This is a genomic window from Arthrobacter sp. A5 (genome assembly GCF_051131705.1).
Lineage (GTDB): Bacteria > Actinomycetota > Actinomycetes > Actinomycetales > Micrococcaceae > Arthrobacter_M.
On record NZ_CP180316.1, the window covers coordinates 3811019 to 3837757 of the forward strand.

Consider the following 26739-nt stretch of genomic DNA (forward strand, 5'->3'; position numbering starts at 1 on the left):
CGCGCATGCGACCATGGAGGGATGACCGTAGCCCCCACTCTGGAGCCCGATGCGCCGGATGTGGTGTGGCAGCCCCAAGGTCCATTCGATCTGGGCCAGACACTCGGGATACTCCCGCGCGGCGCCGCGGACCGCACGATCATGCTCGCCGGCAGCGTTGCGTGGCTGGGCTTCGGCACTCCGACTGGGGCCGCCACTATCCGGCTCACGGTCACGTCCAGCGGGGTAGGGACACAAGGGGCAGGAAAACAAGCGGTGACGGCGCGGGCCTGGGGTCCGGGAGCGGCTCCAGCGCTGGCAAGCGTGCCTGCTCTGCTCGGCGCCGGCGATGACTGGACAAGCTTCGACCACCCGGATTTCCAGGCAACACTCCCCCGCCTCGTGACCCAGGCCCGACGGCGGAACCGCGCAGTGCGCCTGCCGGCCACCGGCCGCATGGTGGATGCCATTATCCCCGCGGTGCTGGAGCAGAAGGTTACGATGAAGGAGGCCCGCCACGGCTTCCGGTATCTGGTGCAGAAGTTCGGCTCACCCGCGCCAGGTGCGCAGGTCAACGGCCCTGTTCCTGCCGGTCTGATGGTCGCCCCCACCGCGGAACAGTGGGCCCGGATCCCATCCTGGGACTGGCACGAGGCGGGAGTGGGCCCGCAGCGCTCGGCAACGGTCATGCGCGTGACCCGCGTGGCGTCGTCGTTGGAGCGCCTGTCCGCGCTCTCCGCTTCCGAGGCCGCGGTCAAACTGCAGACCATTCCAGGTATCGGCATCTGGACGGCAGCGGAAGTGACCCAACGGACCCACGGCGACGCGGATGCCATCTCGGTCGGTGACTATCATCTGGCGGCTTTCGTCGGCCGGGCGCTGACCGGGCTGCCGGTGGACGACGCCGGCATGTGCGAGCTGCTTGAACCATGGCGCGGGCACCGCCAGCGCGTGGTGCGGATGCTGGGGCTGAGTGGATTCCACAAGCCCGCATTTGGGCCGCGGATGACGATCCAGGATCACCGCCGGCACTAACCCCGGGGGCTGCTCCGCGGCACGCCGCGGAAATGGACAAGTGCCGTGGGAATTTCCACGGCACTTGTCCATTCACAGGGCACTTGTCCAAATCAGCGGCAAGAGGCGATCGGAAACCCCGGTTAGGCTGGTTCCATGAGTGAAACCATTGATCTGACGGCCACCTTCGTCCCCAATGACGGCGAATACGTCCGTATGAAACTGGCGTTGGAGATTGCGATCGAGCAGGTCGTCACGGAGCCCGGCTGCCTGCGCTACGAAATCACCGAAGACAGCGAGGAACGCATTGTGCTCACGGAGCGGTGGGAATCGGCGGTGGATCTGGACAAACACAGCCAAGGCATCGCCGTGCAGGACCTCAACGAGTCCCTCAGCGCACTGCTGGCCGAGCCCGTGCAGCTCGACCGAAGCTGACGGGGGCCCTGCATTCTGATGCGGAAGCCCTAGATGATCTCGCCGGCGGCTGCGCCGTCGCCTTCAGCGGCAGGAGCCTGAGCCTCGGCCTGCTGCCGGGCCACATGGTCGTGGACCTCTTTCATGTCCAGCGCCTTGACGGCCGTGATGACCTCATCGAGCTGCGGGCCGTTCAACGCGCCAGGCTGGGAGAAGACCAGCACCTTTTCGCGGAAGGCCATCAGCGTCGGGATCGAAGTGATGTTGGCCTCGGAGGCGAGCTGCTGCTCGGCCTCCGTGTCGACCTTGGCGAAGACAACGTCATCGTGCTGCTGCGACGCGGCATCGTAGGTCGGCGCGAAACGCACACACGGCTGGCACCAGGACGCCCAGAAATCGACCAGGACAATGTCATTGCCCTCGATGGTGGATCCGAATGATTCTGTCGTGATATCAACTGTAGCCATGCCTTAACGCTACGGCAGGCGATGCGAGGGCACCAGTGACGGCGGCGGATTTCGCTGACCGCGTGAGTGGGAATAACGACGGCGGTCCGTTCTGTGTGCGGGCACGGAACGGACCGCCGTCGTCACCTATCGGCCCGTCCCGATGGAGCTACACCCCGTGCGGGGCGTGCGCTGCCAGGTACCTGCGGCCACCCACAATGATCAGCATGCCGATCAGCAGTGCGGCGGCGGCGGTGTAGAACATCACCGGGGCGCCGAAGTGCTCGGCCAGTTTCGCCGCGGCGAAGGGGGCAATCGAGCCGCCCAGCCAGCGGACGAAGTTGTATCCGGCACTGGCCACGGGCCGCGGCGAATCCGAGACCTCCATGGCCAGTTCGGTGAAGAGAGTGTTGTTGATGCCCAGCAGGGCACCGCCGATGATCACCAGCACCACAATCGTTGGAACGGAATGTCCCGCCGCCAGGCCCAATCCCACCAGCACCAGCAGCAATGCGCCGAGGGAACCCAGCAAAGTCTTCACCGGACCAAAGCGGCGCTGCAGCACGGGAGCAACGAACACGGAGAACACGGCCACCGCGACGCCCCAGCCGAAGAAAACAGCGCCAATCCCATACGCATTCATGCCAAGAATGAACGGTGTGAATGCCAGGATGGTGAAGAAGCCGTAGTTGTAGAACAGGGCACTGCCCGCCGTGGTCCGCAGCCCGGGGTGCGCGAGGGCCAGCAGCGGGTCACGCAGCCGGGTGCGCTTGGCCGGAGCGGGTGTCTTGGGCAGCAGTATCATCAGCGCCATGAACGCCGCGGCCATCAAGGTGGCGGTGCCGAAGAACGGCGCGCGCCACTGCCAGCCGCCCAGCAGCGCCCCCACCAGGGGGCCGAGCGAAAGACCCAGTCCCAAGGCCGCCTCGTAGAGGATGATGGCGGTGGCACTGCCGCCGCTGGCCACGCCGACCATGACGGCGAGGGCCGTGGCGACGAAGAGCGCGTTGCCCAACCCCCAGCCGGCGCGGAATCCGACAAGGGTGAACACATCTCCGGATGTTCCGGCAAGCGCGGCGAACACCACGATGATGCCCAGCCCGATCAGCAACGTTTTCTTACCGCCGATCCTCGAGGACACAAACCCGGTAATGAGCATGGCCACCGCGGTGACCAGGAAGTAGCTGGTGAACAGCAGAGAAACCTGGCTTGGCGTGGCCTGCAGGTTTTCCGCGATCGCCGGCAGGATCGGATCCACCAGCCCGATGCCCATGAAGGCGAAGACGGACGCGAGCGCCACGGCCCAGACAGCCTTCGGCTGTTGGAGCATGGACGTTTTCTCCGCCCGCAGCGTGTCTTCTATTTCGGCTGTTGCGTCTGTTGCGTCTGTTTCCCCAACTCCTTGGGTCGTGTTAGCTGCCCTGTTGGCTGCCACGGTTCCTCCTTATGCGTAGTGCTGCAAAATATTTAGGGCTGCAAAATGCCCTGCTTCGGACGGTCGGTTGCCGGCTGCTGCGTCCAGCGTCCGCCCGGTTCCTGGGCCACCGACTATCCGGTCATGGCCGCATTGAGTTTGTTCATTGCCGGAATTGCGTGGGCAATCGCGTCTTGCTCTGCAGGGGTTAGCGTCGCCAACCCGGCGCCAAGCAAGGCGTTGCGGACATGGTTAGCGGCTTCCAGAGCATCGCGGCCTGCCGCGGTCAGGCTGACCAGGACAGCGCGCGCATCCTTCACGTCCTGGGTCCGCTTGACCAGACCGGCGTTTTCCAGCCTAATGATCTGCTCCGTGGCGCTGGGAACGCGCACGCCGGCCTTGCGGGCGATCTCGCTGACGCGGACGGACCCTTCAGCAACGATGTTCAGGGTGCTGACCTGCCCGGTGCTGAGCTCCCCCTCGGCGTCCAGCGACCTGATCAGGTACACGGCGCGGCGAAGGCTCTCCCGGTAGCGGCCGGCCAGCACATGCAGCGTTTCGTCTCCCATACTTAGGTAGCCTAATAGTTAGACTGCCTAAGTGTCAAAACGTGATGGAAGTGGTGGAATGAATTATGGCCAGCACCGATGACAGCTACGACGACCGCACCCATGACGGGAACGGTGATGGAGGCGACGGCCACGACGACGGACACGACGACGGTCGCGACAACAGACACGACGACGACGTCCCTTCCCGGCAGCCGCTGCTGCACACCCTGGTAGCGGCGGTCGCCGCCCCGTATCAGCTCTGGCTCGGTGCCGATGGACAGCTGCGTCCCACGGCGGCGCAAGGCGCCTACCTTGGCGACACACGGATCCTCTCCTGTGCCATCGTGACCATCGACGGCCAGGAACCGGAGGCCATCACTGCGCAGGTCAGGCCGGCGGCAGGTGGCCAGCTGATCGAGGCCCGCTTCATGTTCCGAGGCACGGGTCCCGCCGTCCTGTCGCCGCCGTGCGAGGTGACTAGGTCCCTGCTGGTCACGCCGCAGGGAATCCACGAAACCATCCGTATCGCGTCCGCCCTTTCAACGGCAGTCACGATGGAACTGGGGCTGCACCTCGGCGCGGATCTTGCCGGTATGGACTCCGTCCGGGGTGGAATGAAAACCCGGACGCTCCGGCCCGAAACCGGCGGTGGAACGCACCGCTGGAGCAGGGCCGACGGCGTCAGCTCGTCGGCCGTCGTCACCGCGGAAACCAGCGCGGCGAGTACGACGGATACGCGCGCCGCCGACCCGGGCACCGCAAAAGCAAACCCGGTGGCGCAAGGTGTCGGCGCCGTCGTCCATTCCATCACGCTGTCGCCGCACGGAGCCGCGGAGTTCGGCTGGCACCTGACCGGGACCGATCCGCTTTCGCCCATTACGGCGGCACCGGTCTGGCAGCAGCCGAAGCTGGAGTCCGGCCAGAACCGCGGCCAAAAACCGGACCACAGGCTTGTCGGGCTGGTGGCGCAAGCTTCCTCGGACCTGGCCGGACTGCGTCTGTCCGTCCGCAGGCCGGCAGCACCGGGCGAACACGCCGGGTCAGGGTCCACAGAAACGTTCCTGGCGGCCGGGGCACCGTGGTACTTCACCTTGTTCGGTCGAGACTCGCTCTGGGCGGCACGCCTTCTGCTGACCCGCGATCCCGCGCTGGTGGCCGGTACCCTGCGGACGCTGGCGGCGCTTCAAGGCACCACGGACGATCCCGCCACGGCGCAGGAGCCGGGGAAAATCCTGCACGAGCTGCGGCGGGGAGGTTTCAGTATTCCGAGCGAGCACCAGGGCGCGGCCCTTCATCTCCCGCCGCTGTACTACGGTACGGTGGATGCCACGCCGCTATGGGTCTGCCTGCTGCACGACGCATGGCAGGCCGGTCTCCCCGATGATGAGGTGGAAGTGCTGCTGGATCCCTGTGAAGCGGCGCTGGAATGGATGGTGGAGTACGGGGATTCCGACGGTGACGGTTTCCTCGAATACATCGATCCGACCGGAACGGGGCTGGCCAATCAGGGCTGGAAGGATTCCGCCGACGCGGTCCGCTGGCCTGATGGTGCGTTGGCATCCGGTCCGATTGCGCTCTGCGAGGTCCAGGCCTATGCGTACGAGGCGGCCATGGGGGGCTCGGCACTGCTGACGGCTTTCGGCCGTTCCGCATCCCGCTGGCGGGCCTGGGGCACAGACCTTCAACGCCGCTTCCGGGACAAATTCTGGTGCGAGGACGAGTCCGGACGCTTCCCCGCCCTCGCTTTAGATGCCCAGAAACGTCCGGTCCCCAGCGCCGCGAGCAACATGGGCCATCTGCTGGGAACGGGGCTGCTGAACGCCGGCGAAAGCCGTGCCGTGGCCGAACGGCTGCTGGCGCCGGATCTGTTCACCGGCTTCGGCATTCGGACCCTCTCCAATACGAATGCCGGCTACTGGCCGCTGAGTTACCACTGCGGGTCCGTCTGGACCCATGACACTGCCATCATTGTGGCCGGGCTCCGCACGGACGGGCATGTGGACGCGGCTCGGCGGGTTGCCGGTGGTCTGCTGGATGCGGCGGAAGCGTTTAACTACCGCCTCCCGGAATTGTTCGCCGGCTATTCCCGGCGGCAGGCTCCCGTCCCGGTGCCGTACCCCATGTCCTGTTTCCCGCAGGCCTGGGCGGCTGCCGCCGCCGCACCAATTCTCGACGCCTTGGACTAAGTGGCCGGTTCGTCGACGACGGGACGACGGGACGACGCGACGACCGGAAGCTGGCCGCGCTCCGCGGGACAAACCCGACTACAGTGTCCGGCCGAAGATCAGCTGAACGGCACCGCCGTCGTCTACCGTTTGTCGTTCCAAAGTCAGGCCGAGGTTCCCCGCCACCTTCTGGGACGGCAGATTGTCCGGGTGGACGATCGCGATGATGCGCCGGATTTCCCGCTCCCTGGCGAAGTCGACGCAGCGCCGCGCGGCCTCCGTCGCATAGCCGCGCCGCTGCATTTCCGCCCGAACGTGGTACCCGATCTCCACTTCCTGGACCCCATCGACGGTCTGCACGGTGAGGCCGCAATCCCCCACGAACCCGCCGTCGTGCGTCGTGATTTTCCACAGACCGAAGCCGTGCGCGCGGTAATTGTCACTGTTCCAGTCGATCCAGCGCTGCGCTCCGGCGCGGTCACGCGGGGCGGCGTAGTAGCGCATGACAAACGGATCGCCGAGCAGGGCCGCCACTTCGTCCAGGTCGGCGTTGGTCATCTCATCCAGCATCAGCCGGTCCGTTGTGAAAACAGCCATCCGCTGCAACTACTGCGCGGTCCTGTCGGTGCGTTCCGGCGTGTGGGTTGAAAAGATGACAGATTGTCCGGATCCGTCATCCCGGTCCAGATCCTTTCGGCGGAGCAGGCCCGCGGCCAAGGCGGTCCGTTGGGACGGAATATTTTCCGGCTTCGTCCTGGCGATCACCGGGATATCGGGAAAATGCCGTGCCCCGAGCAGCAACGCGTGCCGCGCCGCTTCGACCGCAAACCCCCTCCCCCACACATCCGGGGCCAACCTGTAATACAGATTCAGCACGTTCTGATCCAGCCACCGGGTCAGGCGAAGGCCTGCAAATCCTATGACGCCGGCGGCGCCCTCGGGTTTCATGGAATCCAGGCTCTCCACTGCCCAATAGCCGAAGGAATGTCGATCCCAATGTCCGATCCACTCCTGCAAACGGCGCGCGCTCGCTGCCATGTCCAGGTCCGGCCCAGCGGGGTTATACACGTTCGTGGCGGGATCTGCATGGATCAGGTGCACCGCCTGCAGATCGGACGTCCGCGGTCGGCGCAGAAGGAGGTGCTCCGTCCCGGCGGAGCAGAAGTCCTCGCCGATACTACTTGTCATTCACCAGAGACTACCCTGCGGTTCGCGGCGCGGACAGTCCCCGCGCGCCCGCCCGCCGCAGACGACGGCCGCCGGCCGAGAGCGACTGCTCCCCAGCCGCAGACGACTGCCGCCCGCCGAAGGCGACAGCTGCCGAAGGCGACAGCTGCCGTCCACAGGGTATTAACCGGCGGTTCACTGCGGGTCCTCACACTGAAGACGTTGGCTCGGTTAGACAGCAAGGTGCGATGGCTTTGAAAGGGCAGAAATGGAAGAGGCAGAAATGAGACGGCATAGCAACCCTGCGCAGCCCACTGCGACCACAGGTCCGTGGCCGGCGCTCGAACGGGACGAGCCGATCTGCCTGATCGATCCGCACGGCTGGCGGCTGACCGGCCGAGTGGACGCCATGACGGAGGACCGCAGCACGGTCTGGATACAGCTCGACGGCGGACGCGGACGGCGGCTGGTTCATCAGCAGGACGGCTACCAGATCGAGTAGCAGGCCTGCGGAGGCTGGCTGGGTGCCTGCGCCGATATACCGCGGCCGGCGGCGGTATATCGGGGAAATCAGACCCTATGATTAGGGTAAACATTCGCCGTCGGCAGCGAGGCCCAGTCCTCAGCAACGGGTAACGGCGGCCATAGTCATGAAGGTCGGTTTCCATGAGTGATGACAGTCTAAAACAAGTCCGCATAGCAGCCGCGGATCTGGAAACCCTTGAGTTTGAGCGGGACGCCGCGACGATGACTTTGCAGGACGCCGTATCCGAGGCTGTAGCACACGGCGGTTCCGTTGAGGCGGTGGCTGAAGCATCATTTCTGTCCGTCTCGGAGGTGGAAGCCCTCACCGGGCCCATCGATGTAGTCCGCCCGACGGAGCCCGAAACCCAGCACGAGCCCGAAACCCAGCCCTAGAGTAGAGTGCGTGCCGGTCACCCCTTCCTTCCCGCCCGCTCACACCTTCTCCGCCCCCTCACAGACGCATGACGAGCGCCGCCCCAGAACATGGTCAATCCTTGAGGCATCCACCAGCGATACCCCAATCGACAACTCCCTCATCGACCCCGGAAAATGAGGACGAGCCCAAAATCCTCACATCGGCTGAGCTGAACGGGATAGGCATGGTCCGGCCCATGCGTGCAAGGCAGTGCCGATGTCCGGGGCCAAGGGGCAATGAAAAAGACCCGCCCGGATCTCCGAAGAGATCCGAACGGGTCTGCATTCCGTGCTGCTACTGCGGTGGCAGATACTGGATTCGAACCAGTGAAGGCGTTGCCAGCTGATTTACAGTCAGCCCCCTTTGGCCGCTCGGGTAATCTGCCGCGGGCCTGCCGTTCCGGAGTCCGGATCGGCATCGCTTCCAACAAGTGGAAGCACTAAAACAATACTAGGAATTCGGCCAAGAATCGAATCGGGCCGCTGTCCGTTTCCGGTCGCGGTTATGCATCCGATTGGATGCGCCGGATCAGCTGCTGTTCGAACCGGCCGGCCTGCTCCTGCGTCACCTGCCGCAGGGCAACGGCGTGGGCCAGATCCGCATGCACGCCGTCGATGCGGGACGACGCGGCTGCGGGAGAAGGCGTTGAGGTCCCAACGCCGGAAAACGCGGTGGAAGCAGCCAGGGTGGCCGCGGCAAGCATGGTTCCAGCTGCGACCTTTGCGCCCCTGACGATGTATCTGCGCGGTTTTCCGGTGGACATACTGATCTCCTTCATCGGGACGAACTCCTAGACCGTTCAACACTCGCTGACCTGATTGTGCTCCCGCTTACCGTCCGCTTGGAACGGACTGTGAACGGCTGCACCGTGACCGTCGACCGCTCTGCCTCGGCACTGTCCCAATTCACGTTCGGACACTGCCGCAATCAGGCTCGTCGAAGTGTGTCGAGCTTAAGGCTCGACGACGGCGCTGCCGGCTGCCGCCGTCGCCCTCTCTCATGCCTTCGGTCACCGGGCTAGGCTAGTAGCCAGACCGTTTGTGCAATCAGTTCCGATTAAGTGGAGGACCACATGGCCAGTGAATCAACATTCGACGTCGTCAGTAAAGTCGATAAACAGGAAGTCGCCAACGCTCTGAACCAGGCGCAGAAGGAAGTGGCCCAGCGCTACGATTTCAAAGGCATCGGGGCCGAAATTGACTTCAGCGGTGAAAAGATCCTGCTGAAGGCGAACTCGGAGGAGCGCGTGAAGGCCGTGCTGGATGTTTTCGAAAGCAAGCTGATCAAGCGCGGAATCTCGCTTAAGTCACTGGACGCCGGGGAGCCCTTCGCCTCCGGCAAGGAATACCGGCTGGAGGCCTCCATTAAGGAAGGCATCGAGCAGGACATCGCCAAGAAGATCAACAAGCTGATCCGCGACGAGGCGCCGAAGGGCGTGAAATCGCAGATCCAGGGCGACGAGCTGCGCGTGAGCTCCAAGAGCCGCGACGATCTTCAAGCCACGATGGCCCTGTTGAAGAACTTCGAGGATGCTGACCTTCAGTTCATCAACTTCCGCTAAGGGCTGCCTGCCGACGACGGGGCGTCCCCGCGATGACGATGTTGCCCCGCACCTTCATCGCGGTGTGCCCCCGGCTTCGAGGCTGAGCCCGCTTCCGCCAACCCCTTGATCCTGCCGGTGGGTCGGAATAGAGTCGCACTTGCCTCCCTTTCCCTCCCACGACAGGATCACCCATGGCCAACCCTGACGTCACCCCCGGTGCTCCTTGCTGGATCGACCTCATGACCTCGGATCCGGACAAAGCCAAGGATTTTACGCCCAACTCTTCGGCTGGGACTATGAAGTCGGCGATCAGGAAACCTACGGCGGCTACACCACCGCGTTCAAGGACGGCCGGTCCGTGGCTGGCCTGATGAAGAACGACGGGCAGTCCGGTTACCCGGATGTCTGGACAATCTACCTTCGGGTGGAGGATATCAATGCCGCGGTGGAAGCCGTGACGGCAGCCGACGGACAGATTTTTATGCCGCCGATGGTGGTACCGGAGCAGGGCAGCATGGGGATGATCGGTGACGCCTCCGGCGCGGCCGTCGGCGTATGGCAATTTGGTGGCCATACGGGTTTCCAGGCCCATGGTGAGCCCGGCGCCGCGGTATGGCATGAGCTGCACACCCGCGATTACGCCACGGCTGTGAAATTCTACGAAAATGTCTTCGGCTGGGAAACCAGCGTCATGAGTGATACCCCTGAATTCCGCTACACCACGCTGGGGGCCGCGGAGGGCGCCAGGCCGGCATCTTGGACGCATCGGCTTTCCTGCCCGAAGGTGTCCCGGCGAACTGGCAGGTCTATTTCGGCGTCGAGAATACCGACGCGGCCATCGAGAAGGCGCTCTCATTGGGCGGCCAGCTGATCCAGCCGGCCGAGAACACTCCGTTTGGACGTCTGGCAACCCTGGCGGACCCGACGGGTGCGATGTTCAAGATCGATCAGGAAAACGTCTGACCGGCCGCTGATCGGACCCGCCGGGACCGAGGTCATCCGGCGGGTTTGACCAGCCCCGTGTCGTAACACAGCACCACGGCCTGCACCCTGTCCCGGAGTGAGAGTTTGGACAGGATTTTGCTGACATGCGTCTTGACCGTCTGCTCCGCGATGTAGAGCTCGGCGGCAATTTCCTGATTTGAAAGGCCTCGTCCCACCAGAACCATCACCTCGCGCTCGCGTTCCGTCAGGCCGCCGAGCCGCTCCGTGCAGGGCGCGGGTCGGGGCTGGCTGTTGGCAAACTGCTCGATCAGACGCCTCGTGACAGACGGTGCCAGCAGCGCTTCACCGGCGGCCACGATCCTGACCGCCGCCACCAGCTCGTCGGCCATCGCATCCTTGAGCAGGAAGCCGCTGGCACCGAGCCGCAGGGCGTCATAAACATAGTCGTCCGCGTCAAAGGTTGTCAGCATGAGCACGTGCGTCGTGGCCGCCTCGTGCGCGGAGTCCTTTGAACCGAGGATTTTCCGGGCGGCCTCGAGTCCGTTCATGACCGGCATGCGCACGTCCATCAGGACCACGTCCGGGATCAGCGCCGCTGCCAGACTCACGGCCTCGGCGCCGTCCTGCGCCTGACCGACGACGTCTATGTCATTCTGGGCGTCCAGCAGGGCCGCGAATCCGGCCCGCACCATGGCCTGATCATCCACCAACAACACGCGAATCGTCATTTCGTCCCGCCCGTTCCCATCGTGACCAGCGGCAGTGTGGCCCTGACCAAAAAGCCTCCGTTGCTCAGCGGCGTGCACTGCACGGATCCACCGACAATGCTGGCCCGCTCCCGCATCCCGATCAGTCCCTGTCCGGGATGCGTACGGTCAAGCTGCGCCAGCACCGCGCCGATTCCGGAAGGCCCGTTGGTGATCTCCAGCTGGAGCGTCCGTGCTATCGGGCGCAGGGAGAGCGTAACCGTGGCCCCCGGCGCATGCCGGATCACATTGCTCAGAGCCTCCTGGGCGATGCGGTATGCCGTCAGGCCGATGACCTCGCTGACATCGACGGCCTCGGCCGCGCCCAGGCTCTCCGAGTCCGAATCGACGGCGACATCAACGCCGGCCGTCCGCGCAGCCGCAACCAGCTGGGGAATATCCGTCAGCCCGGGCTGCGGGGACAGATCGCGGGCCGTGCCGTCGCTGCGCAGTGCACCGAGCATGCTGCGCATCTCCGTCATGGCCCGTCTGGAGTTCGCCGCAATGTCATCGAATTCCTGTTTCAGTGTCTTGTCCAGATCGGGATGACGGTACTGCGCCGTCGTGGCTTGGACCACCACAATAGACATTCCGTGTGCCACCACGTCGTGCAGTTCACGGGCGATCCGGGCCCTTTCCTCGGCGAGACGGCGCATGGACTGTTCTTCCGCTGACACGTTGCGTTCCGCCAGGAGTTGCCGACGGATGTTCTGCCACTGCTGGGTGATGACGGCCGCCACCATCAGGCCACCGGACACCGAGGCGAACACGACCACGTTCATTTCAGCGCCCAGCGGAACGTAGGCAGGCATGCCCCGATAATTCACCGCGACGCCGATGAAGATGCTCAGCAGCCAGATCACCGCCGGCAGCATCCAGTAACTCCGCAGACCGGCCACGCACATCACTAGAATCTGAGTCAGCATTGCGACCACGCTGAACGGCATCGGGGCGGAGCCCGGCGGCGTGGAGACCAGCGGCATCACCGCCAGCGGCAGCAGGGACAGGAGCCCGCCGGGCACGGGACGGACCACCGTCAAGGCCAGGGAGCCGGTATGGAGAATGGCCATGCCCAGGGCGAAGGGGAGCGGCATCTTGTACAGATTCACGTTCAGTGGGGCGCCGACGGCCATCAGGGCCACGCAGGCGGTGATGAAGCCCAACCACGCCCAGCTGATTTTTTTCAGTCTCAACCGCGGCATTGCTGCCATCTGTGCAGCCAGATCGAGACGTTTAGTCGCTGGCATTGCGCCGCAATCCCGGCTGCTCCAGGCGCACGCCGACCGCGGGACCAGCCGCAGAGCCAGCGGCAGGCCCGGCAGCGGGGCCTGAGGCGGTGGTGGCGCTCGGGCCGTGGGCGAATCCGTCTGCATCCGAATCGTCGGTTGGCCCGTCCGCTGTGGTGTCGGCCAGAGCCAGGCCGCCCGCGGGCTGGCTTTGCCAGCTCACCACCTCCCACGTCCGGTCCCGGCCGCGCCCGTTGGCGGCGCCGCCACCCGTCCCGCCGGCGGCCCGGGACGCAGAGGTGCCGGACCCAGCCTTACCGGGCAACGCCGTCGTCGAGCCTTCCAACACCACGATGCCGGTATTGCTGAGCGCATAATTTTCCCGATGTTCCGGGTCTAGGTTGCCGGCGCGGCAGGCGGACCAGGTGCGGATCATGGCGCCGTGGCTGACCATGGCGACCGTGCCACCTCCGGACGCCAGCTCGGCCTCCCGGACGACGGCGTCAAAACGCGCCAGGACGTCGTTGCCGGTGTCGGCCCCGGGCATCCGGATCTCGGGTTTGCCCTGGATCCAGTCCCGCACCACCTCCAGGTAGGCCCCGATGGATTGCAGATCTCCCTGCATCTCCAACCCCCCGGCACTGATCTCGCGCAGCCCGGAACGGATCCTGGGCTCCAGCCCCAAGGCGGCGGCCAGCGGCGCCGCGGTCAGCTGGGCCCGCGTCTGGTTGGAAACGTAGAGCGCCGCCAGCGGATCCGTGCCGTTGAGCCAGGCCAGCGCGGCCGGGATGGCCAGCGCCTGCCGCCGGCCAAGGTCGGTCAGACCGGGGCCAGGCACCGCCGTATCCAGCAGGTTGCGTACATTTGACGGCGTTTGGCCGTGCCGGATGAGGATCAGTCGCATGCTCAATTGTCCCTGAAAAGCGTGGTCGAAGTGTTCGAACGGTGGGGAACTAGTTCAGCGCACGTCCTGCCATCCGTTCCAGCCGGGCAATCCGCTCCGGCATCGGAGGGTGCGTGGAGAACATCCGCCCCGCCGCACCGCGGAATGGATTGGCGATCATCAGGTGGCTGGTGTTGACCAGGTCCTGCTTCCGTGGCAGCGGCGCCTGCTCCACCCCTCGCTCCAGTTTGCGTAATGCGGATGCCAGTGCCAGTGGATCATCCGTCAGCGTTGAACCGTCCTCGTCGGCATCATATTCGCGGGTCCGGCTGATGGCCAACTGGATCACCGACGCGGCCAGCGGCGCGAGCAGTGCCATGGCGATCATGGCCAGCGGATTGGCGTTCCGATTATCGCGACCGCCGCCGAAGAAGAGCGCGAATTGGGCCACGGAGGTGATGACACCGGCGACGGCGGCGGCGACGGACGACGTCAAAATGTCGCGGTTGTAGACGTGCATGAGCTCGTGGCCGAGCACGCCGCGCAGCTCGCGCTCGGTGAGAATGTTCAGGATCCCTTGCGTGCAACATACCGCGGCATTGCGCGGATTGCGCCCGGTGGCAAAGGCATTCGGAGCCAAGGTGGGGGAAACGTAGATCCGGGGCATCGGCTGATTGGCCTTGGTGGAGAGTTCCCGCACGGTCTGATAAATGCCCGGCACCTGCTCCTCCGTCACCGGATAGGCCTGCATGGAGCGGATGGCGATTTTATCCGAATTCCAGTAGCCGTACGCCGTTGTCCCGACGCCGATCAACGCCATGATCCAGATCGGGGCCGAGCTGCGCATCCCGGTGGCGAGTATCCCTCCAATTGCCAGCAGCACCACCCACAGCACGCCGAAAAGAGCAGCGGTTTTCAACCCGTTGAAATGCCTGTGCACGTTCGTTTCTCCTTTGACGGCCGACGCCTGCCGGACACTAATGGAAACGGCCGAGCGGGCCCGCATGTTCCCGCCGGCACTTCAGCGCGGGTCGGGCAGCAGAACACAACTGTGAAATGGTCAGGAGTCGAAATTTTGCTCGCTCGTTTCGTGGCTGGACTCCCATCCGACCCCATGCAGCCGCGGTCACGGCTCGGGGTGCAGCGCGTCGTAGTGGAGGAACCGAGGCTGGAGCCGGACCATCAGCCAAACGGCCAGGATGCACAAAATGCCGCCGACAATGGCGGCCATTGCCTCGCCCAGGCGTTGGCCTGTGCCGCCGGCAAACAGGTCGCCCAGCCGTGGACCGCCGGCGACGACGACGATGAAGACGCCCTGCAGCCTGCCGCGCATATTATCCGGCGTGGCGGACTGCAGGATGGTTGACCGGAAGACGCCGCTCACCGAGTCTGCGACGCCGGACACCACCAGGGCGAAGACGGCGCCGATGATCCACGGTGAGGTGCCCTGGCCGGCGTAATGGCCGCCCAGCAGAATCACGGTGCCCATGCCGGTAATGGAAGCGCCCCAGATGGTGATGCTCCAGACCACCGCCAGCCCCTGCCGGCGGATGTGGCCCAACGGACCGGAGAAGAGCGCCGCCAGCAAAGAGCCGGCCGCTATCGCCGCGAGCAGCAGACCCGCCGTCGCCGCTCCTCCGCCCAGCCAGACGGCGCCGACGGCCGGCAGCAGTGCACGCGGCATGGCGAAAATCATGGCGCACAAGTCCACCAGGAACGTCATCCGGACGTTGGGGCGGCTGCCGAGGAATTTCAGACCCTCCAGCACGGAGCGGAAACCAGCCCGTCGCACCGCGCCTTCCGGCGGCAGCGATGGAAGTTTGAACAGAGCCCAGAGGGAGGCCGTGAATGTCAGCACGTCCACGGTGTAGGTCCAGCTGTAACCGACGCTTGCCACCAGCACCCCCGCGGCCAGTGGCCCGACGGTGGTGCCCAGGCCAAAGACGATCATGCTCAGCGCATTGGCCGCGGGAAGGAGTTCGCGCCGCACCAGCCGGGGGATGATGGCGCTGCGGGCCGGCTGGTTGATCCCCGCGGCGGCGGACTGCACGGCGACAAGGAGGTAAAGCACCAGAACTTCATGCACTCCGAGCCAGGCCTGCAGCGCGATGCAGATTGTAACCAGCCACAAGACGCCGGCGGACAGCAGCGCCACCGTCCGGCGGTCATGTGCATCCACAACGGAACCGCCGTACAGGCCCGCAATGACAAGCGGCACTAAAGCGAAGATGCCCAGCACACCGACGGCGAGAATGGACTGGCTGAGGCTGTACACCTCCAGGCTCACCGCCACCACTGTCAACTGGGTCCCGATCGAGGACAGGCCCAGTCCCAGCCACAGCCGCCGGAAGTCAGGGCTTTCCTGCAGAGGCGTGATGTCCGCCAGGAGTTTTTGCACCGGTCAAGCCTAGCGGCACAGCATGCCACGGCGGTGCAACGGGCGTTGGCGGCCGCATGGTTCCGGGGCCGGCCGGCAAAACCAAGAACCGCCGTCAGACCTTAAGATGCCCTTATTGCGACTTTGTCGGAATAAGTGGTTGACTGGAGGCATGACGACGACGCAGGGCACCAGCGGGGAAGTGTGGACGCAGCAACTGCATGACCACGACCGCCGGGTGACCAAGCAGCGCCTCGCTGTACTTGCCGCCGTCGCCCGTTCTCCGCATGCCACCGCCGAAGCCGTTGCCTCGGCGGCACGGGCGGAACTGCCCCAGTTGACGGTGCAGTCCGTCTACGTGGTGCTGGCAGACCTCACCGGGCTGGGCATGCTGCGCCGGATCGAGCCGCCCAACTCGCCGGCCCGTTATGAAACACGGACCGGAGACAACCACCACCACGCCATTTGCACCGGCTGCGGACGGATCGAAGACGTGGACTGCGCCGTCGGACACGCCCCGTGCCTGACGCCGGGTATGAGCGCCGGCGCCATCATCGGCCACATCACCGTCGCGGATGTGCTGTACCAGGGCATCTGCGCCGGCTGCGCCGCCGGCGAACCCGCTGATCGGCAAACCGGCTGATCATCACACGGGCTTTCCCTATCCAACCTAACCACCCCTACCCCCACCCCCACCAAGGAGAGATATGACTGACCATTCCATCGTGCAAAATTCAGCTGTGCCGCATTCCACAACGCAGTCGGGTGCCCCCGTCACCAGCGACGCGCACGCCCAGTCAACCGGTGCCGACGGCGCCATCGCGCTGACCGACCACTACCTGGTCGAAAAACTGGCGCAGTTCAACCGTGAGCGGGTCCCGGAGCGCGTCGTGCATGCCAAGGGCGGCGGCGCATTCGGCACCTTCAAGACCACCGAGGACGTCTCGCGCTACACCAAGGCTGCGCTGTTCCAGCCCGGCGTGGAGACCGAAACGCTGACCCGTTTCTCCTCTGTGGCGGGTGAGGCGGGCTCGCCGGACACCTGGCGCGACCCGCGCGGCTTCTCCACGAAGTTCTACACCACCGAGGGCAACTACGACCTGGTGGGCAACAACACCCCGGTCTTCTTCATCCGCGACGGCATCAAGTTCCCGGACTTCATCCACAGCCAAAAGCGCCTTCCCGGCTCCAACCTGCGCGACGCCGACATGCAGTGGGACTTTTGGACCCTCTCCCCCGAGTCCGCGCACCAGGTCACCTGGCTGATGGGCGACCGCGGGCTGCCGGCCTCCTGGCGTCAGATGCAGGGCTACGGCTCGCACACCTACCAGTGGATCAACGCAGCCGGCGAGCAGTTCTGGGTCAAGTACCATTTTCACTCCAATCAGGGTGTGAACGCCATGAGCGGCGACGAGGCCGAGCAGCTGGCCGGCTCGGACGCGGACTACTACATCCGCGACCTGCACGACAACATCGAGACCGGCAATTTCCCCTCCTGGGACCTGCACGTGCAGATCATGCCGTACGCGGATGCCAAGGACTACCGGTTCAACCCGTTTGACCTGACCAAGATCTGGTCCAAGAAGGACTATCCGCTGATCAAGGTCGGCACGATGACACTGGACAGGAACCCGGAGAACTACTTCGCGCAGATCGAGCAGGCCGCCTTCGCGCCGTCGAACTTCGTGCCCGGCATTGCCGGCAGCCCGGACAAGATGCTGCAGGCCCGCATCTTCTCCTACGCGGACGCACACCGCTACCGGGTGGGCACCAACCACGCCCAACTGCCGGTGAACGCGCCGAAGAACCAGGTGAACAACTACAGCCAGAACGGTGCTGCCCGTTACACCTTCAACGACGCCAGCACCCCGGTTTACGCACCGAACTCCAAGGGCGGTGCCGCGGCCGTTGAGCCGGCAAACGTGGGTGGCGGCTGGGAGAACGACGGCGAGTTGACGCTCTCGGCACATTCCCTGCACTCGGCCGATGATGACTTCGGCCAAGCCGGCACGCTCTACCGCGAGGTGTTCGACGACGGCGAACGCGCCCGGCTGCTGGAAACCATCACCGGCGCCGTGGGCGGCGTCCAGGACGGCGGCATCAAGGAACGCGCCATCGGTTACTGGACCAAGGTGGATTCGGACCTCGGCGCCAAGCTTCGCGCCAACCTGGGTTCCGGTGAGAGCATCGAATCGGATGCGGAAGCGGCCATCAAGTACTAGGCCTAACACGGACTGAGTACGACACGGTACTGAGCAGAAAGGGCGGTTTCCCTCAGCGGGAAGCCGCCCTTTCTGCGTCCGCGCTGCGGCCCGATTTCCCCGCGACCGTACTCAGGCGTCGATCGAGACCTTGTCGCCGTCGTCGGCCGCCGCCGAACCGCTGCTAACACCTTCGCCGGAGCGCCTGCTCTTCAACTGCCTGCCCAGCCGGGAATTCCATGCTCCGTAGGAGAAGTAGATCACTAGACCTGCCACCAGCCAGATGCCGAAGAAGACCCAGGTCAAAGTGGCCAAGTTGAACATCAGGTAGATGCACAGCAGGGCCGAGGCCACCGGGATGACAGGGCCAAACGGTACCCGGAAGGAGGGTTTGAGGTCCGGGCGTTTGCGGCGCAGCACCAAAATCCCGAGGCTCACCATGACAAAGGCGGACAGCGTGCCGATGTTGATCATCTCGGCCAGCAGATCAACCGGAGTGAAGCCTGCAAGCAGTGCCACCAACCCGCCACAGATGATCTGTGTCCGCGCGGGAGTGCTGCGTTTTGCGGAAGTCTTGCTCAATGCGCGGGGCAACAACCCGTCGCGGCTCATCGCCATGGTGACCCGGGCAAGACCCATCAGCAACACCATGATCACTGTGGTCAGGCCGATCAGGGAACCGAGGGAAATGACTACGACGGCCCAGTCCGCACCCACGAGGTGGAACGCGGTTGCCAAGGACGGATCCGCTGCCTTGGCCAGATCCTGGTAGGACACCATGCCCGTTACCACCAGGGTGACCAGGATATACAGCACCGTGACCACGGCGAGCCCGGCAAAGATTCCACGCGGCAGGGTCTTTTTCGGGTTCTTGACCTCCTCGGCGCTGGTCGCGACAACGTCGAAGCCGATGAAAGCGAAGAAGACCAGCGCGGCGCCAGAGATCACACCGGTGAAACCGTACATGGCCGGGTTGGCCCCGCTCAAAAAGGACAGGAACGGCTGCTCGGTCCAGGATCCGCCGGTTGCCGGCGCCGGCTGGGACTCCGGCACGAAGGGTGTGTAGTTCTGTGCCTTGACGAAGAAGAACCCAACCACGATTACGAAGATGACGATCGCTATTTTGATAATGGTGAAGACGCTGTTGACCCGCGCGGACAGCTTCGTGCCCAGCACCAGCACCGTGGTAAAGACGGCGACGACGACCAACGGTCCCCAGTAAAGGGTCACGGAGCCCAGATGCAGCTGGGCAGGGATATTGACATTCACGGCCTGCAGGAAGTCGCTGAGATATACGCCCCAGTACTTGGCGATCACGGAGCCGGCCATTAGCAGTTCCAGGATCAGGTTCCAGCCTATAATCCAGGCCAGCAGCTCTCCCATGGTGGCGTAGGTGAAGACGTACGCGCTGCCGGTCACGGGAATGGCGGTGGCAAATTCCGCGTAGCACATGATGGCCAACGCGCAGGTGACGGCGGCCAGCAAAAAACTGACGGTCACGGCCGGGCCGGCATTATGGGCAGCCGCCTTCGCCCCGACCGAGAAGATGCCTGCGCCGACGGCCACCGCGATGCCCATGATCATCAAGTCCCAGGTGTTAAGGGAGCGTTTGAGGGTCCGGCCGGGCTCCTGAGCGTCGTTGAGGGAGCTTTCAATGGACTTTGTGCGCAGTAGATACATAGAAATCCGTCGTGGTGGGAGCTAAAGGGACCCATCCACGTTATCGAAAGCGTGTAGCTTCGGCCGCCCTGGCGGTGTCACCGTCTCACATAGTGAGACGGGGCGTTATCCGTTGTGCGCGTTCTCGCTGATTCCAGCGGAGGTGCCCCTGGAAATGGAAACCATATCCTCGCGCGGCACCACCTTCACGCGCGGGCGTTTGACGAAGGCGCCACCCTCATCGGATCCCGCCCTCTCAGCGTCGCCATCCGCACCAAATTCGGCGCCGTATTCTGCGCCGAGAGCCATCTCATGAGCATCCAGCTTCAACCAGCCCTCCCAGCTGGTGTACTGGACGCCGCGGGATTCCAGCAGATCGATGACAGCCTGCTCCTCGGGCTTCTCGGCCTTGGGCAGGCTCAGCCGGTCCTCCAGCAGGCAGCCGATGGTCTCTAACGCATCCCCCTTGGTACTCCCGATCAGGCCGACGGGCCCCCGCTTGATCCAGCCGGTGGCGAAGATGCCTGGAACCGGCTTGCCGTCTGTATCCAGCACTCGGCCCGCCTCGTTGGGGATGACGCCCCGTGCTGCGTCAAATTCCACTTCGGGCAGCTCTGAACCGAGGTACCCGATGGCCCGGTATACGGCTTGGACCGGATACTCAACAATTTCGCCGGTACCGCGCGCGCGTCCGGTTCCGTCCAGCTCATTTCGCTCGAACTTCATGCCACTGACTTTGCCGTCCGTGCCGACGATTTCGACGGGGCTGTGCAGGAAATGCAGATGCAGACGCCGGGATGCCGGCTTGTCAGCATGGGATGGCTCTTCAACGAGCCAGTTGGTCAGCGTGTTGACCATGGTCTTGACCTGGTTATTCGTCCTGATCGCCTCATCCGAGGCTGCATCAAAGACAAAGTCCTCCGGATACAAAACAATGTCCACATCTTTCGAATGCGACAGCTCGCGCAGCTCCAACGGCGTGAACTTCACCTGCGCCGGCCCGCGCCGCCCGAAAATATGCACATCGGTCACGGGAGACGCCTTCAACCCCCGGTACACGTTGTCCGGAATTTCGGTCACCAGCAGATCCTCGGCATGTTTTGACAGCATCCGGGCCACATCCAGGGCCACATTGCCATTCCCGATCACCGCAACTTCCTTGGCATCCAGCGGCCACTCCCGCGGCACATCCGGATGGCCGTCATACCAGGAGACAAAATCCGCCCCACCGAAGGACCCCTCCAGCTCGACACCGGGAATCTTCAGCCCGGAATCTTTGATGGCGCCGGTGGAAAAAATCACCGCGTCGTAGAAGGACCGAATATCGGACAAGGTGAGGTCCCGTCCATAGGTCACATTGCCCAAGAACCGGATGTCGCCCCGGTCCAGCACCTTGTGCAGGGCGTTCACAATGCCCTTGATCCGGGGATGATCCGGGGCCACGCCATAACGGATCAAACCGTACGGGGCCGGATATGTCTCAAAAAGATCAATACTGACCTCAACATCGCCGCCGCGAACTTCCTGCGATTTCGTGAGAATGTCCGCGGCATACACGCCGGCCGGGCCGGAACCGATGATGGCTACCCGAAGTGGTCGGGCGGTTGCCGAGTTAGACACTGAAGAGTCCTTCCGAACGATCAATCTGCAGATCAAGCCATTTTTCTGGCGCAGGGTCGTAGCCGCAGCCGCCAGCTACCAGTCTAAATGGCCGTTTCACCTGGGGACCAAAGACGTGATGCGGAATACTGCCGGGAAAGCTGATGTTATGGGTCTTGTGTCTGCCAGCAACCCTGCCCTCAATTCCGTACCCGGCGCTTCAACACCCCGGCGTGAACCGCGAAGCGACTCCACCGCGGGCGTGCTCTTCGGGATGGGCGCCTACAGCCTCTGGGGTCTCCTGCCGGTCTACTTTATCTGGCTCGTCCCCGCCGGCGCTGTCGAAATTGTGGCCAACCGGGTTGTCTGGTCGCTGGGGTTTTGTGCCCTTCTGCTGACTGTTACCAAGGCATGGCCGCAGCTGATCGCGGCCGTACGGAACAAACGGATTTTGGGCAACCTCTCCGTTGCCGCCGTACTGATCGCGGTGAACTGGCTGACCTATACGTTCGGCGTTACCACCGGCCAGGCCATTGAGGCGTCGCTGGGCTATTTCATTAATCCGTTGGTCTCTGTGCTGCTGGGCGTCATCTTCCTGAAGGAGAAGCTGCGCCCCCTACAGTGGGCTGCCGTCGGTGTCGGGTTTGCCGCCGTCGTCGTCCTGACAATCGGCTACGGCCGGCTGCCGTGGATCGCCCTGGTCCTGGCCTTCAGCTTCGGTCTGTACGGGTTTATGAAGAAGCGGGTCGGGCCCAGGGTCGATGCGGCGTCGAGCCTGAGCATTGAAACCGCGGTGCTGGCCCCGTTCGCCGCCGTCGTTATGATCGTCCTGTCGCTCAACGGTCAGGACACGCTTGGCACCCTCGGCGCGGGGCATTTCTGGCTGATGGCCGCGTCCGGAATTATTACTGCGGTGCCGTTGCTGTTTTTCGGAGCTGCTGCCCGACGGCTCCCGATGACGACCATCGGATTGCTGCAGTACTTTACTCCGGTCATTCAATTCATACTTGCGATCACAGTGCTCGGCGAACAGATGGGCCTCGAACGGTGGATCGGCTTCTGCATCGTCTGGCTGGCACTGGTGCTGCTTACCGTTGATATGCTCCGCAATTACGGACGGAACCGGAGCCTGCGCCGGGCTCGCTCCGTAATGCCGGCCGCTCCGGCCGCGAAGCCGGGTCAAGCCCGCGAGAACGCTGCGGCCCAGCCCCTTCCGCGCGACTGAGCCCCCGCCTCAGTCTTTAAATGCCCCAGACGCTAGCCATCGATTCGCAGGTAGTCACGGGGAACGACCACCATCGGCACCGGCAGGGCGCGCAGAATCTTGTTGGCAGTTGCGCCCATGAACAGCTTCCGACGCTCCGCCAGCCGGCTGGACCCGACGATGACGAGTTCGCCGTCCTCCCAGCCCAGGCTGTCGACCGCTTCCTCGATGGTCCGGCCATGCGCCAGAGTCACCGTCGTGGACCCGCCCGAGCGCCGTTGCGCGGCCTCGGTCAGCACGGTGTTGGCATGCTGGCGGGCAGGGCTGAGTGCATTGCTCAACTCGTAATGCCGTTGCATGAGTTCGTCGAGCTCCACCACAGACACCAGACGAAGCGGCAGATCGCGCCGGCCCGCCGCGTTGATCCCGACGTCCGTGACGGATTCCCAGCCCTCGCGGGTCCCCACCATGGCCGTCAGCCGTGTGAGCGGTTCCGTGCGCTGATAGCCGCGCGGTGCCAGCGCCACGGGCACCGGCGAGGCATGCAACAGCGCGTTGGCCACACTGCCGACGGTGAAACGCTTGAACAGCCCGTTGCTGGCGGCGCCAACCACGATCAGCAGAGCCGAATACTCAACGGCGGCCTCAATCAGCCCGCTGGCAAAGGAATCCGCAGCCCGAACATGGAATTCGGCCTGCACGCCTTTCGGAACAAGGTCCAGTGCGTCCCGTTTAACCGCGACCGCGTCCTGCACCAGGGCGGCCTTGTCCCCGACGACATAGACCAGGTCCAGGCGCGCACCCTGGGTCCATGCGATGACGGATGCCAGGGCAATGGCGTCGGCCCCGCGTTCATTGGGCGTATATCCAACTACATATCGCATCAAAACAACCCCTCATCGGGTTTGTGGCTGCCGGCCGCTCCTAATGATGGCGCAGGACCGGCCGGCAGCGTTCCGGTCGTGTAGCTCAGACTCTACCCGCCGTCTCAGACGTTGGCGCGGATCGCCTCCACCAGCACATCCAGCCCGTCTTTGAGCAGCTCGTCGCTGATCACCAGCGGCGGCAGCAGCCGGACCACATTGCCGTAGGTGCCGCAGGTCAGGATGACGACGCCGGCCTGCAGGCACGCCGCGGCGACGGCCTTGGTGGCCTCCGGGTTCGGTTCCTTCGTCGTCTGTGCCGTGCCCGGCCTGACAAGTTCGACGGCGAGCATGGCGCCCCGGCCGCGCAGGTCACCGATTATGCCGCCGTCGCCCATGTCCGCCGCCAGTGCACCGAGCCGGTCCATCACGAGCTTTTCGATCCGCTGCGCGCGCGCATTGAGGTCGAGTTCCCGCATGGTTCCGATCGCGGCCAGCGCGGCGGCGCAGGCCACCGGGTTCCCGCCGTAGGTCCCGCCCAGGCCGCCCGGGTGGACGGCGTCCAGCAGGTCAGCCCGGCCGGTGATGGCGCTCAGCGGCAGGCCGCCGGCAATGCCTTTGGCCATGGTGATGATGTCCGGGACAACACCCTCGTGCTGGGAGGCAAACCAGGACCCGGTGCGGCAGAAGCCGGACTGCACCTCATCGGCGATGAAAACAATGCCCTTTTCCTTGGCCCAGGCGGCCAGCGCCGGCAGAAAGCCCTCGGCCGGCACAATGAAACCGCCCTCGCCCTGGATCGGTTCGATCAGGATGGCAGCAACGGAATCGGACCCAATCTGCTTCTCAATCATGGTGATGGCGCGCTGGGCGGCCTCTTCACCCTTAATGTCCGACTCTTCGCGGTACGGGTAGCTCATCGGCACCCGGTAGACCTCCGGCGCGAACGGACCGAAGTTCGTCTTGTACGGCATCGCCTTGGCGGTGAGCGCCATCGTCAGGTTGGTGCGGCCATGGTAGGCGTGGTCAAAGGCGACGATCGCGTCCCGGCCGGTGGCCAGACGTGCCACCTTGACGGCGTTTTCCACGGCTTCCGCCCCCGAGTTAAACAGCACGGAGCGCTTCTCATGGTCGCCCGGGGTGAGTTTGGCCAGCTCCTCCGCCACGGCAATGTAGCCCTCGTAGGGGGTGACCATGAAACAGGTGTGCGTGAAGTGTTCCGCCTGCTCCTTAACGGCGCCGACGACGGCGGGGTCGGACGCACCGACGCTCGTCACCGCGATGCCGGCACCCAGGTCGATGAACGAGTTGCCGTCCACGTCCACGATCACGCCGCCGTCAGCATCCGCCACGTACACCGGCACGCTGGAGGCCACTCCGCCAGCCACCACGGCCTTGCGCCGTTCTGTCAGTGCCGCCGATTTGGGTCCGGGGAACGCCCCGAGGATCTGCCGCTTCTGCGCCAACCGGTACTGGATGTCTGCCATCTTTGCTGCCTTTCTAAAGTTGTCTGTTAATTGGGAGGCTCAGCTAATTGGGAGGCTCAGCCCAGAGAACGTGACCGACCACAAGCCGGCGGCGTCGTTTTGGGTAGGCGCGCATCGCCGACCAGAGCGCCGCGCCGGTCGCCCAGCGACGGGAACGGCGCGCCGGCTGGTGCCTAAGCGCGGCCAAACGAGTCCGCCGGCGAACCCAGCTGCCGCCGCCGTCGTCCTACGCGTCCAGCGCGCTCATCACATGCTTAATCCGGGTGTAATCCTCGACGCCGTACATCGACAGATCCTTGCCGTAGCCCGACTGCTTAAACCCGCCGTGCGGCATCTCCGCGGTGAGCATGATGTGGGTATTGATCCAGACGGCGCCGAAATCCAAGTCCCGTGAGACCCGCATGGCCGTCCCGTGATTGCTGGTCCAGACGCTGGAGGCCAACGCGAAATCCACGTCGTTGGCCAACTCCACGGCCTCTTCCTCCGTCCGGAAGGTCTGCACCGTGAGCACCGGGCCGAAGGTTTCCTGCTGGACAATGTCGTCCGTCTGCCGGACGCCATCAACGATGGTGGGCTCGAAGAAGAATCCTTTCGCACCCACCCGCTTACCGCCGGTTACGACGGTGGCGTGCTCCGGGATGTTTTCAACGACCTTGCAGACGGCGTTGAAATGGTTGATGTTGTTCAACGGTCCGTAATAGTTCCGGGCGTCGTCTTCGTTCCCCGTTTCCAAGCCCTTGGCCGCCGTCGCGAGCGCCGCCAGCAGCTCGTCGTGGGCGGATTCCTCCACCAGCACCCGGGTGATGGCGGTGCAGTCCTGGCCCGCATTAAAGAACGCGAATTCAGCGATGGACTGGGCGGTTTTACCCAGGTCCGCCTCGGCGAAGACAACCGCCGGAGCCTTACCGCCGAGCTCCAAATGCGCCCGCTTCAACCCCGCTGCCGCGCCGGTGGCGACGGCAATGCCGGCACGCACTGAGCCGGTGATCGACACCATGGCGGGGATCTTGTGTTCAACCATCGCGGCACCGGTGGCACCGTTGCCCAGCACCACATTGAAGACGCCCGGGGGCAGAATGTCCTTCGCGATGTCGGCCAGCACCAGCGTACTTTCCGGCGTCGTGTCACTGGGCTTAAGCACCACGGTATTCCCGGCAGCGAGCGCTGGACCGATCTTCCAAATAGCCATCAACAACGGGTAGTTCCAGGGCGTCACCTGCGCAATCACGCCGACGGGCTCACGACGGACGAAGGAAGTGAAGCCGTCCATGTACTCGCCGGCGGATTTGCCCTCCAGCAGCCGGGCCGCACCGGCAAAGAAGCGCAGCTGGTCGGCACCGGTGGCCACTTCTTCGTCGGCAATCATCTGCCGCACCTGGCCGGTGTTGCGGTGCTGGGCCTCTACCAGGTCCTCGCTACGGGCCTCCATGGCGTCGGCCAGTTGAAGCAGCAGCCCCTGACGCTCCCGCGGCGTGGTTCGCCGCCAGCTGCGGAAGGCCGTGGCCGCGGCACTCATGGCTGCCGCCACGTCGGCCTGTTCCGAGATCGGGGCGCTGGCCACGGTCTCCCCATTCGTGGGGTTGACGATCTCCAGCGAATCCGAGCCCTTGACGGACACAAATTCCCCATTGATGAAATTCTGCAGGGTGTGGACCACGGTGTACAACCTCTCCTGTCGAATGCCCCTGCAGCGGCGGATCTGCGGCAGAGACTTGTCTCGAGCCTAGGCCACGGGTTCGCCACAGGTGAATGGGCGGCTGCACTATGCAATGGTGCGGGTTCAGTGCGGTTATACAGGGCCGTTTATGCAGGGCCGTCTTGGAAGGTCGGCAACGACATCCCGACCTACAGCTCGTCGGCCAGGGGCCTCGGTGCCGCAGTGAGGTCCGGACATCTATCGGACCTTCAAGCACGCA

Annotated in this window: 27 protein-coding genes and 1 tRNA gene; 11 read left to right on the forward strand and 17 right to left on the reverse strand. The window is 64.4% G+C overall.

Annotated features, from left to right (window positions below):
- Positions 1-21: 21 nt before the first annotated feature.
- Both ACLLJI_RS18050 and ACLLJI_RS18055 read left to right on the forward strand, forming a co-directional pair.
- Positions 22-1014, forward strand: a complete 993-nt coding sequence (locus ACLLJI_RS18050; RefSeq protein ID WP_434615171.1) for a DNA-3-methyladenine glycosylase family protein — start codon at positions 22-24, stop codon at positions 1012-1014.
- A gap of 135 nt (positions 1015-1149) precedes the next feature.
- Positions 1150-1428, forward strand: a complete 279-nt coding sequence (locus ACLLJI_RS18055; protein WP_434615174.1) for a putative quinol monooxygenase — start codon at positions 1150-1152, stop codon at positions 1426-1428.
- A 29-nt stretch (positions 1429-1457) separates the two neighbouring features.
- On the opposite strand, the gene ACLLJI_RS18060 is transcribed toward ACLLJI_RS18055, so the two are convergent.
- The 3 genes from ACLLJI_RS18060 to ACLLJI_RS18070 form a co-directional block, all read right to left on the reverse strand.
- Complete coding sequence (locus ACLLJI_RS18060) at positions 1458-1874, reverse strand: thioredoxin family protein (RefSeq protein ID WP_283558883.1); 417 nt, start codon at positions 1872-1874, stop codon at positions 1458-1460.
- 148 nt (positions 1875-2022) lie between these two features.
- Positions 2023-3288, reverse strand: coding sequence for an MFS transporter (locus tag ACLLJI_RS18065; RefSeq protein WP_434615178.1), 1266 nt, complete (start codon positions 3286-3288; stop codon positions 2023-2025).
- 113 nt (positions 3289-3401) lie between these two features.
- The gene (locus tag ACLLJI_RS18070; protein WP_434615181.1) at positions 3402-3836 is read right to left on the reverse strand and encodes a MarR family winged helix-turn-helix transcriptional regulator; all 435 of its coding nucleotides are present in this window, start codon (positions 3834-3836) and stop codon (positions 3402-3404) included.
- Positions 3837-3901: 65 nt separating this feature from the next.
- Between ACLLJI_RS18070 and ACLLJI_RS18075 the strand changes: the two genes are divergently transcribed.
- Complete coding sequence (locus ACLLJI_RS18075; protein WP_434615184.1) at positions 3902-6004, forward strand: glycogen debranching N-terminal domain-containing protein; 2103 nt, start codon at positions 3902-3904, stop codon at positions 6002-6004.
- Between the two features lie 78 nt (positions 6005-6082).
- Here the strand turns inward: ACLLJI_RS18075 and ACLLJI_RS18080 are convergent, their stop codons facing one another.
- Positions 6083-6580 carry a GNAT family N-acetyltransferase gene (locus ACLLJI_RS18080; protein ID WP_283558887.1) on the reverse strand — a complete coding sequence of 166 codons (498 nt, stop codon included), beginning with the start codon at positions 6578-6580 and terminating at the stop codon, positions 6083-6085.
- Positions 6581-6589: 9 nt separating this feature from the next.
- A complete protein-coding gene (locus ACLLJI_RS18085; RefSeq protein ID WP_434615188.1) occupies positions 6590-7171 on the reverse strand; it encodes a GNAT family N-acetyltransferase in 582 nt (193 codons plus the stop codon).
- A gap of 262 nt (positions 7172-7433) precedes the next feature.
- Between ACLLJI_RS18085 and ACLLJI_RS18090 the strand changes: the two genes are divergently transcribed.
- Positions 7434-7652, forward strand: a complete 219-nt coding sequence (locus tag ACLLJI_RS18090; RefSeq protein ID WP_434615191.1) for a hypothetical protein — start codon at positions 7434-7436, stop codon at positions 7650-7652.
- Between the two features lie 164 nt (positions 7653-7816).
- Positions 7817-8068 carry a hypothetical protein gene (locus ACLLJI_RS18095; RefSeq protein WP_434615194.1) on the forward strand — a complete coding sequence of 84 codons (252 nt, stop codon included), beginning with the start codon at positions 7817-7819 and terminating at the stop codon, positions 8066-8068.
- Positions 8069-8393: 325 nt separating this feature from the next.
- On the opposite strand, the gene ACLLJI_RS18100 is transcribed toward ACLLJI_RS18095, so the two are convergent.
- Together ACLLJI_RS18100 and ACLLJI_RS18105 are read right to left on the reverse strand one after the other, a co-directional pair.
- A tRNA-Tyr gene (locus ACLLJI_RS18100) sits at positions 8394-8475 on the reverse strand.
- Between the two features lie 117 nt (positions 8476-8592).
- A complete protein-coding gene (locus ACLLJI_RS18105) occupies positions 8593-8868 on the reverse strand; it encodes a hypothetical protein (protein WP_434615197.1) in 276 nt (91 codons plus the stop codon).
- A gap of 294 nt (positions 8869-9162) precedes the next feature.
- Between ACLLJI_RS18105 and ACLLJI_RS18110 the strand changes: the two genes are divergently transcribed.
- From ACLLJI_RS18110 to ACLLJI_RS18120, 3 genes are all read left to right on the forward strand, one after another.
- Positions 9163-9651, forward strand: coding sequence for a YajQ family cyclic di-GMP-binding protein (locus tag ACLLJI_RS18110; RefSeq protein ID WP_283558892.1), 489 nt, complete (start codon positions 9163-9165; stop codon positions 9649-9651).
- Between the two features lie 205 nt (positions 9652-9856).
- Positions 9857-10504 (forward strand): VOC family protein, encoded by a 648-nt coding sequence (locus ACLLJI_RS18115; protein ID WP_434615200.1) that lies wholly within the window; start codon positions 9857-9859, stop codon positions 10502-10504.
- Positions 10489-10596 (forward strand): hypothetical protein, encoded by a 108-nt coding sequence (locus ACLLJI_RS18120; protein ID WP_434615203.1) that lies wholly within the window; start codon positions 10489-10491, stop codon positions 10594-10596. The genes ACLLJI_RS18115 and ACLLJI_RS18120 overlap by 16 nt, the downstream gene beginning before the upstream one ends.
- A gap of 32 nt (positions 10597-10628) precedes the next feature.
- Here ACLLJI_RS18120 and ACLLJI_RS18125 read toward each other — a convergent pair whose 3' ends face one another.
- From ACLLJI_RS18125 to ACLLJI_RS18145, 5 genes are all read right to left on the reverse strand, one after another.
- The gene (locus tag ACLLJI_RS18125; protein WP_434615206.1) at positions 10629-11306 is read right to left on the reverse strand and encodes a response regulator; all 678 of its coding nucleotides are present in this window, start codon (positions 11304-11306) and stop codon (positions 10629-10631) included.
- On the reverse strand, positions 11303-12571 hold the full coding sequence (locus ACLLJI_RS18130) for a sensor histidine kinase (RefSeq protein WP_434615209.1): 1269 nt from the start codon (positions 12569-12571) through the stop codon (positions 11303-11305). The genes ACLLJI_RS18125 and ACLLJI_RS18130 overlap by 4 nt, the downstream gene beginning before the upstream one ends.
- Entirely contained in the window at positions 12558-13454 is an 897-nt protein-coding gene (locus ACLLJI_RS18135; protein ID WP_434615212.1) for a histidine phosphatase family protein, read from the reverse strand. Before ACLLJI_RS18135 ends, ACLLJI_RS18130 begins: the two co-directional genes overlap by 14 nt.
- A gap of 49 nt (positions 13455-13503) precedes the next feature.
- On the reverse strand, positions 13504-14373 hold the full coding sequence (htpX, locus tag ACLLJI_RS18140; RefSeq protein ID WP_434615215.1) for a zinc metalloprotease HtpX: 870 nt from the start codon (positions 14371-14373) through the stop codon (positions 13504-13506).
- A gap of 186 nt (positions 14374-14559) precedes the next feature.
- On the reverse strand, positions 14560-15831 hold the full coding sequence (locus ACLLJI_RS18145; protein WP_434615218.1) for an MFS transporter: 1272 nt from the start codon (positions 15829-15831) through the stop codon (positions 14560-14562).
- A gap of 151 nt (positions 15832-15982) precedes the next feature.
- On the opposite strand from ACLLJI_RS18145, the gene ACLLJI_RS18150 reads away from it, so the two are divergent.
- Both ACLLJI_RS18150 and ACLLJI_RS18155 read left to right on the forward strand, forming a co-directional pair.
- Complete coding sequence (locus tag ACLLJI_RS18150; protein WP_434615221.1) at positions 15983-16453, forward strand: Fur family transcriptional regulator; 471 nt, start codon at positions 15983-15985, stop codon at positions 16451-16453.
- A 64-nt stretch (positions 16454-16517) separates the two neighbouring features.
- Positions 16518-18032: a catalase gene (locus tag ACLLJI_RS18155; protein WP_434615223.1), complete on the forward strand. Its 1515-nt coding sequence runs from the start codon at positions 16518-16520 to the stop codon at positions 18030-18032.
- Between the two features lie 111 nt (positions 18033-18143).
- Here ACLLJI_RS18155 and ACLLJI_RS18160 read toward each other — a convergent pair whose 3' ends face one another.
- Positions 18144-19691, reverse strand: a complete 1548-nt coding sequence (locus ACLLJI_RS18160; RefSeq protein WP_434615226.1) for an APC family permease — start codon at positions 19689-19691, stop codon at positions 18144-18146.
- Positions 19692-19796: 105 nt separating this feature from the next.
- On the reverse strand, positions 19797-21290 hold the full coding sequence (locus ACLLJI_RS18165; RefSeq protein WP_434615229.1) for an FAD-dependent oxidoreductase: 1494 nt from the start codon (positions 21288-21290) through the stop codon (positions 19797-19799).
- A gap of 148 nt (positions 21291-21438) precedes the next feature.
- On the opposite strand from ACLLJI_RS18165, the gene rarD reads away from it, so the two are divergent.
- Positions 21439-22494 carry an EamA family transporter RarD gene (gene rarD, locus ACLLJI_RS18170; protein WP_434615232.1) on the forward strand — a complete coding sequence of 352 codons (1056 nt, stop codon included), beginning with the start codon at positions 21439-21441 and terminating at the stop codon, positions 22492-22494.
- Positions 22495-22526: 32 nt separating this feature from the next.
- Here rarD and ACLLJI_RS18175 read toward each other — a convergent pair whose 3' ends face one another.
- The 3 genes from ACLLJI_RS18175 to ACLLJI_RS18185 form a co-directional block, all read right to left on the reverse strand.
- Positions 22527-23357: a universal stress protein gene (locus ACLLJI_RS18175; RefSeq protein ID WP_434615235.1), complete on the reverse strand. Its 831-nt coding sequence runs from the start codon at positions 23355-23357 to the stop codon at positions 22527-22529.
- A 104-nt stretch (positions 23358-23461) separates the two neighbouring features.
- Positions 23462-24823, reverse strand: a complete 1362-nt coding sequence (gene gabT / locus ACLLJI_RS18180) for a 4-aminobutyrate--2-oxoglutarate transaminase (protein ID WP_434615238.1) — start codon at positions 24821-24823, stop codon at positions 23462-23464.
- A 226-nt stretch (positions 24824-25049) separates the two neighbouring features.
- Complete coding sequence (locus ACLLJI_RS18185) at positions 25050-26480, reverse strand: gamma-aminobutyraldehyde dehydrogenase (protein WP_434615241.1); 1431 nt, start codon at positions 26478-26480, stop codon at positions 25050-25052.
- Positions 26481-26739 lie beyond the last annotated feature (259 nt).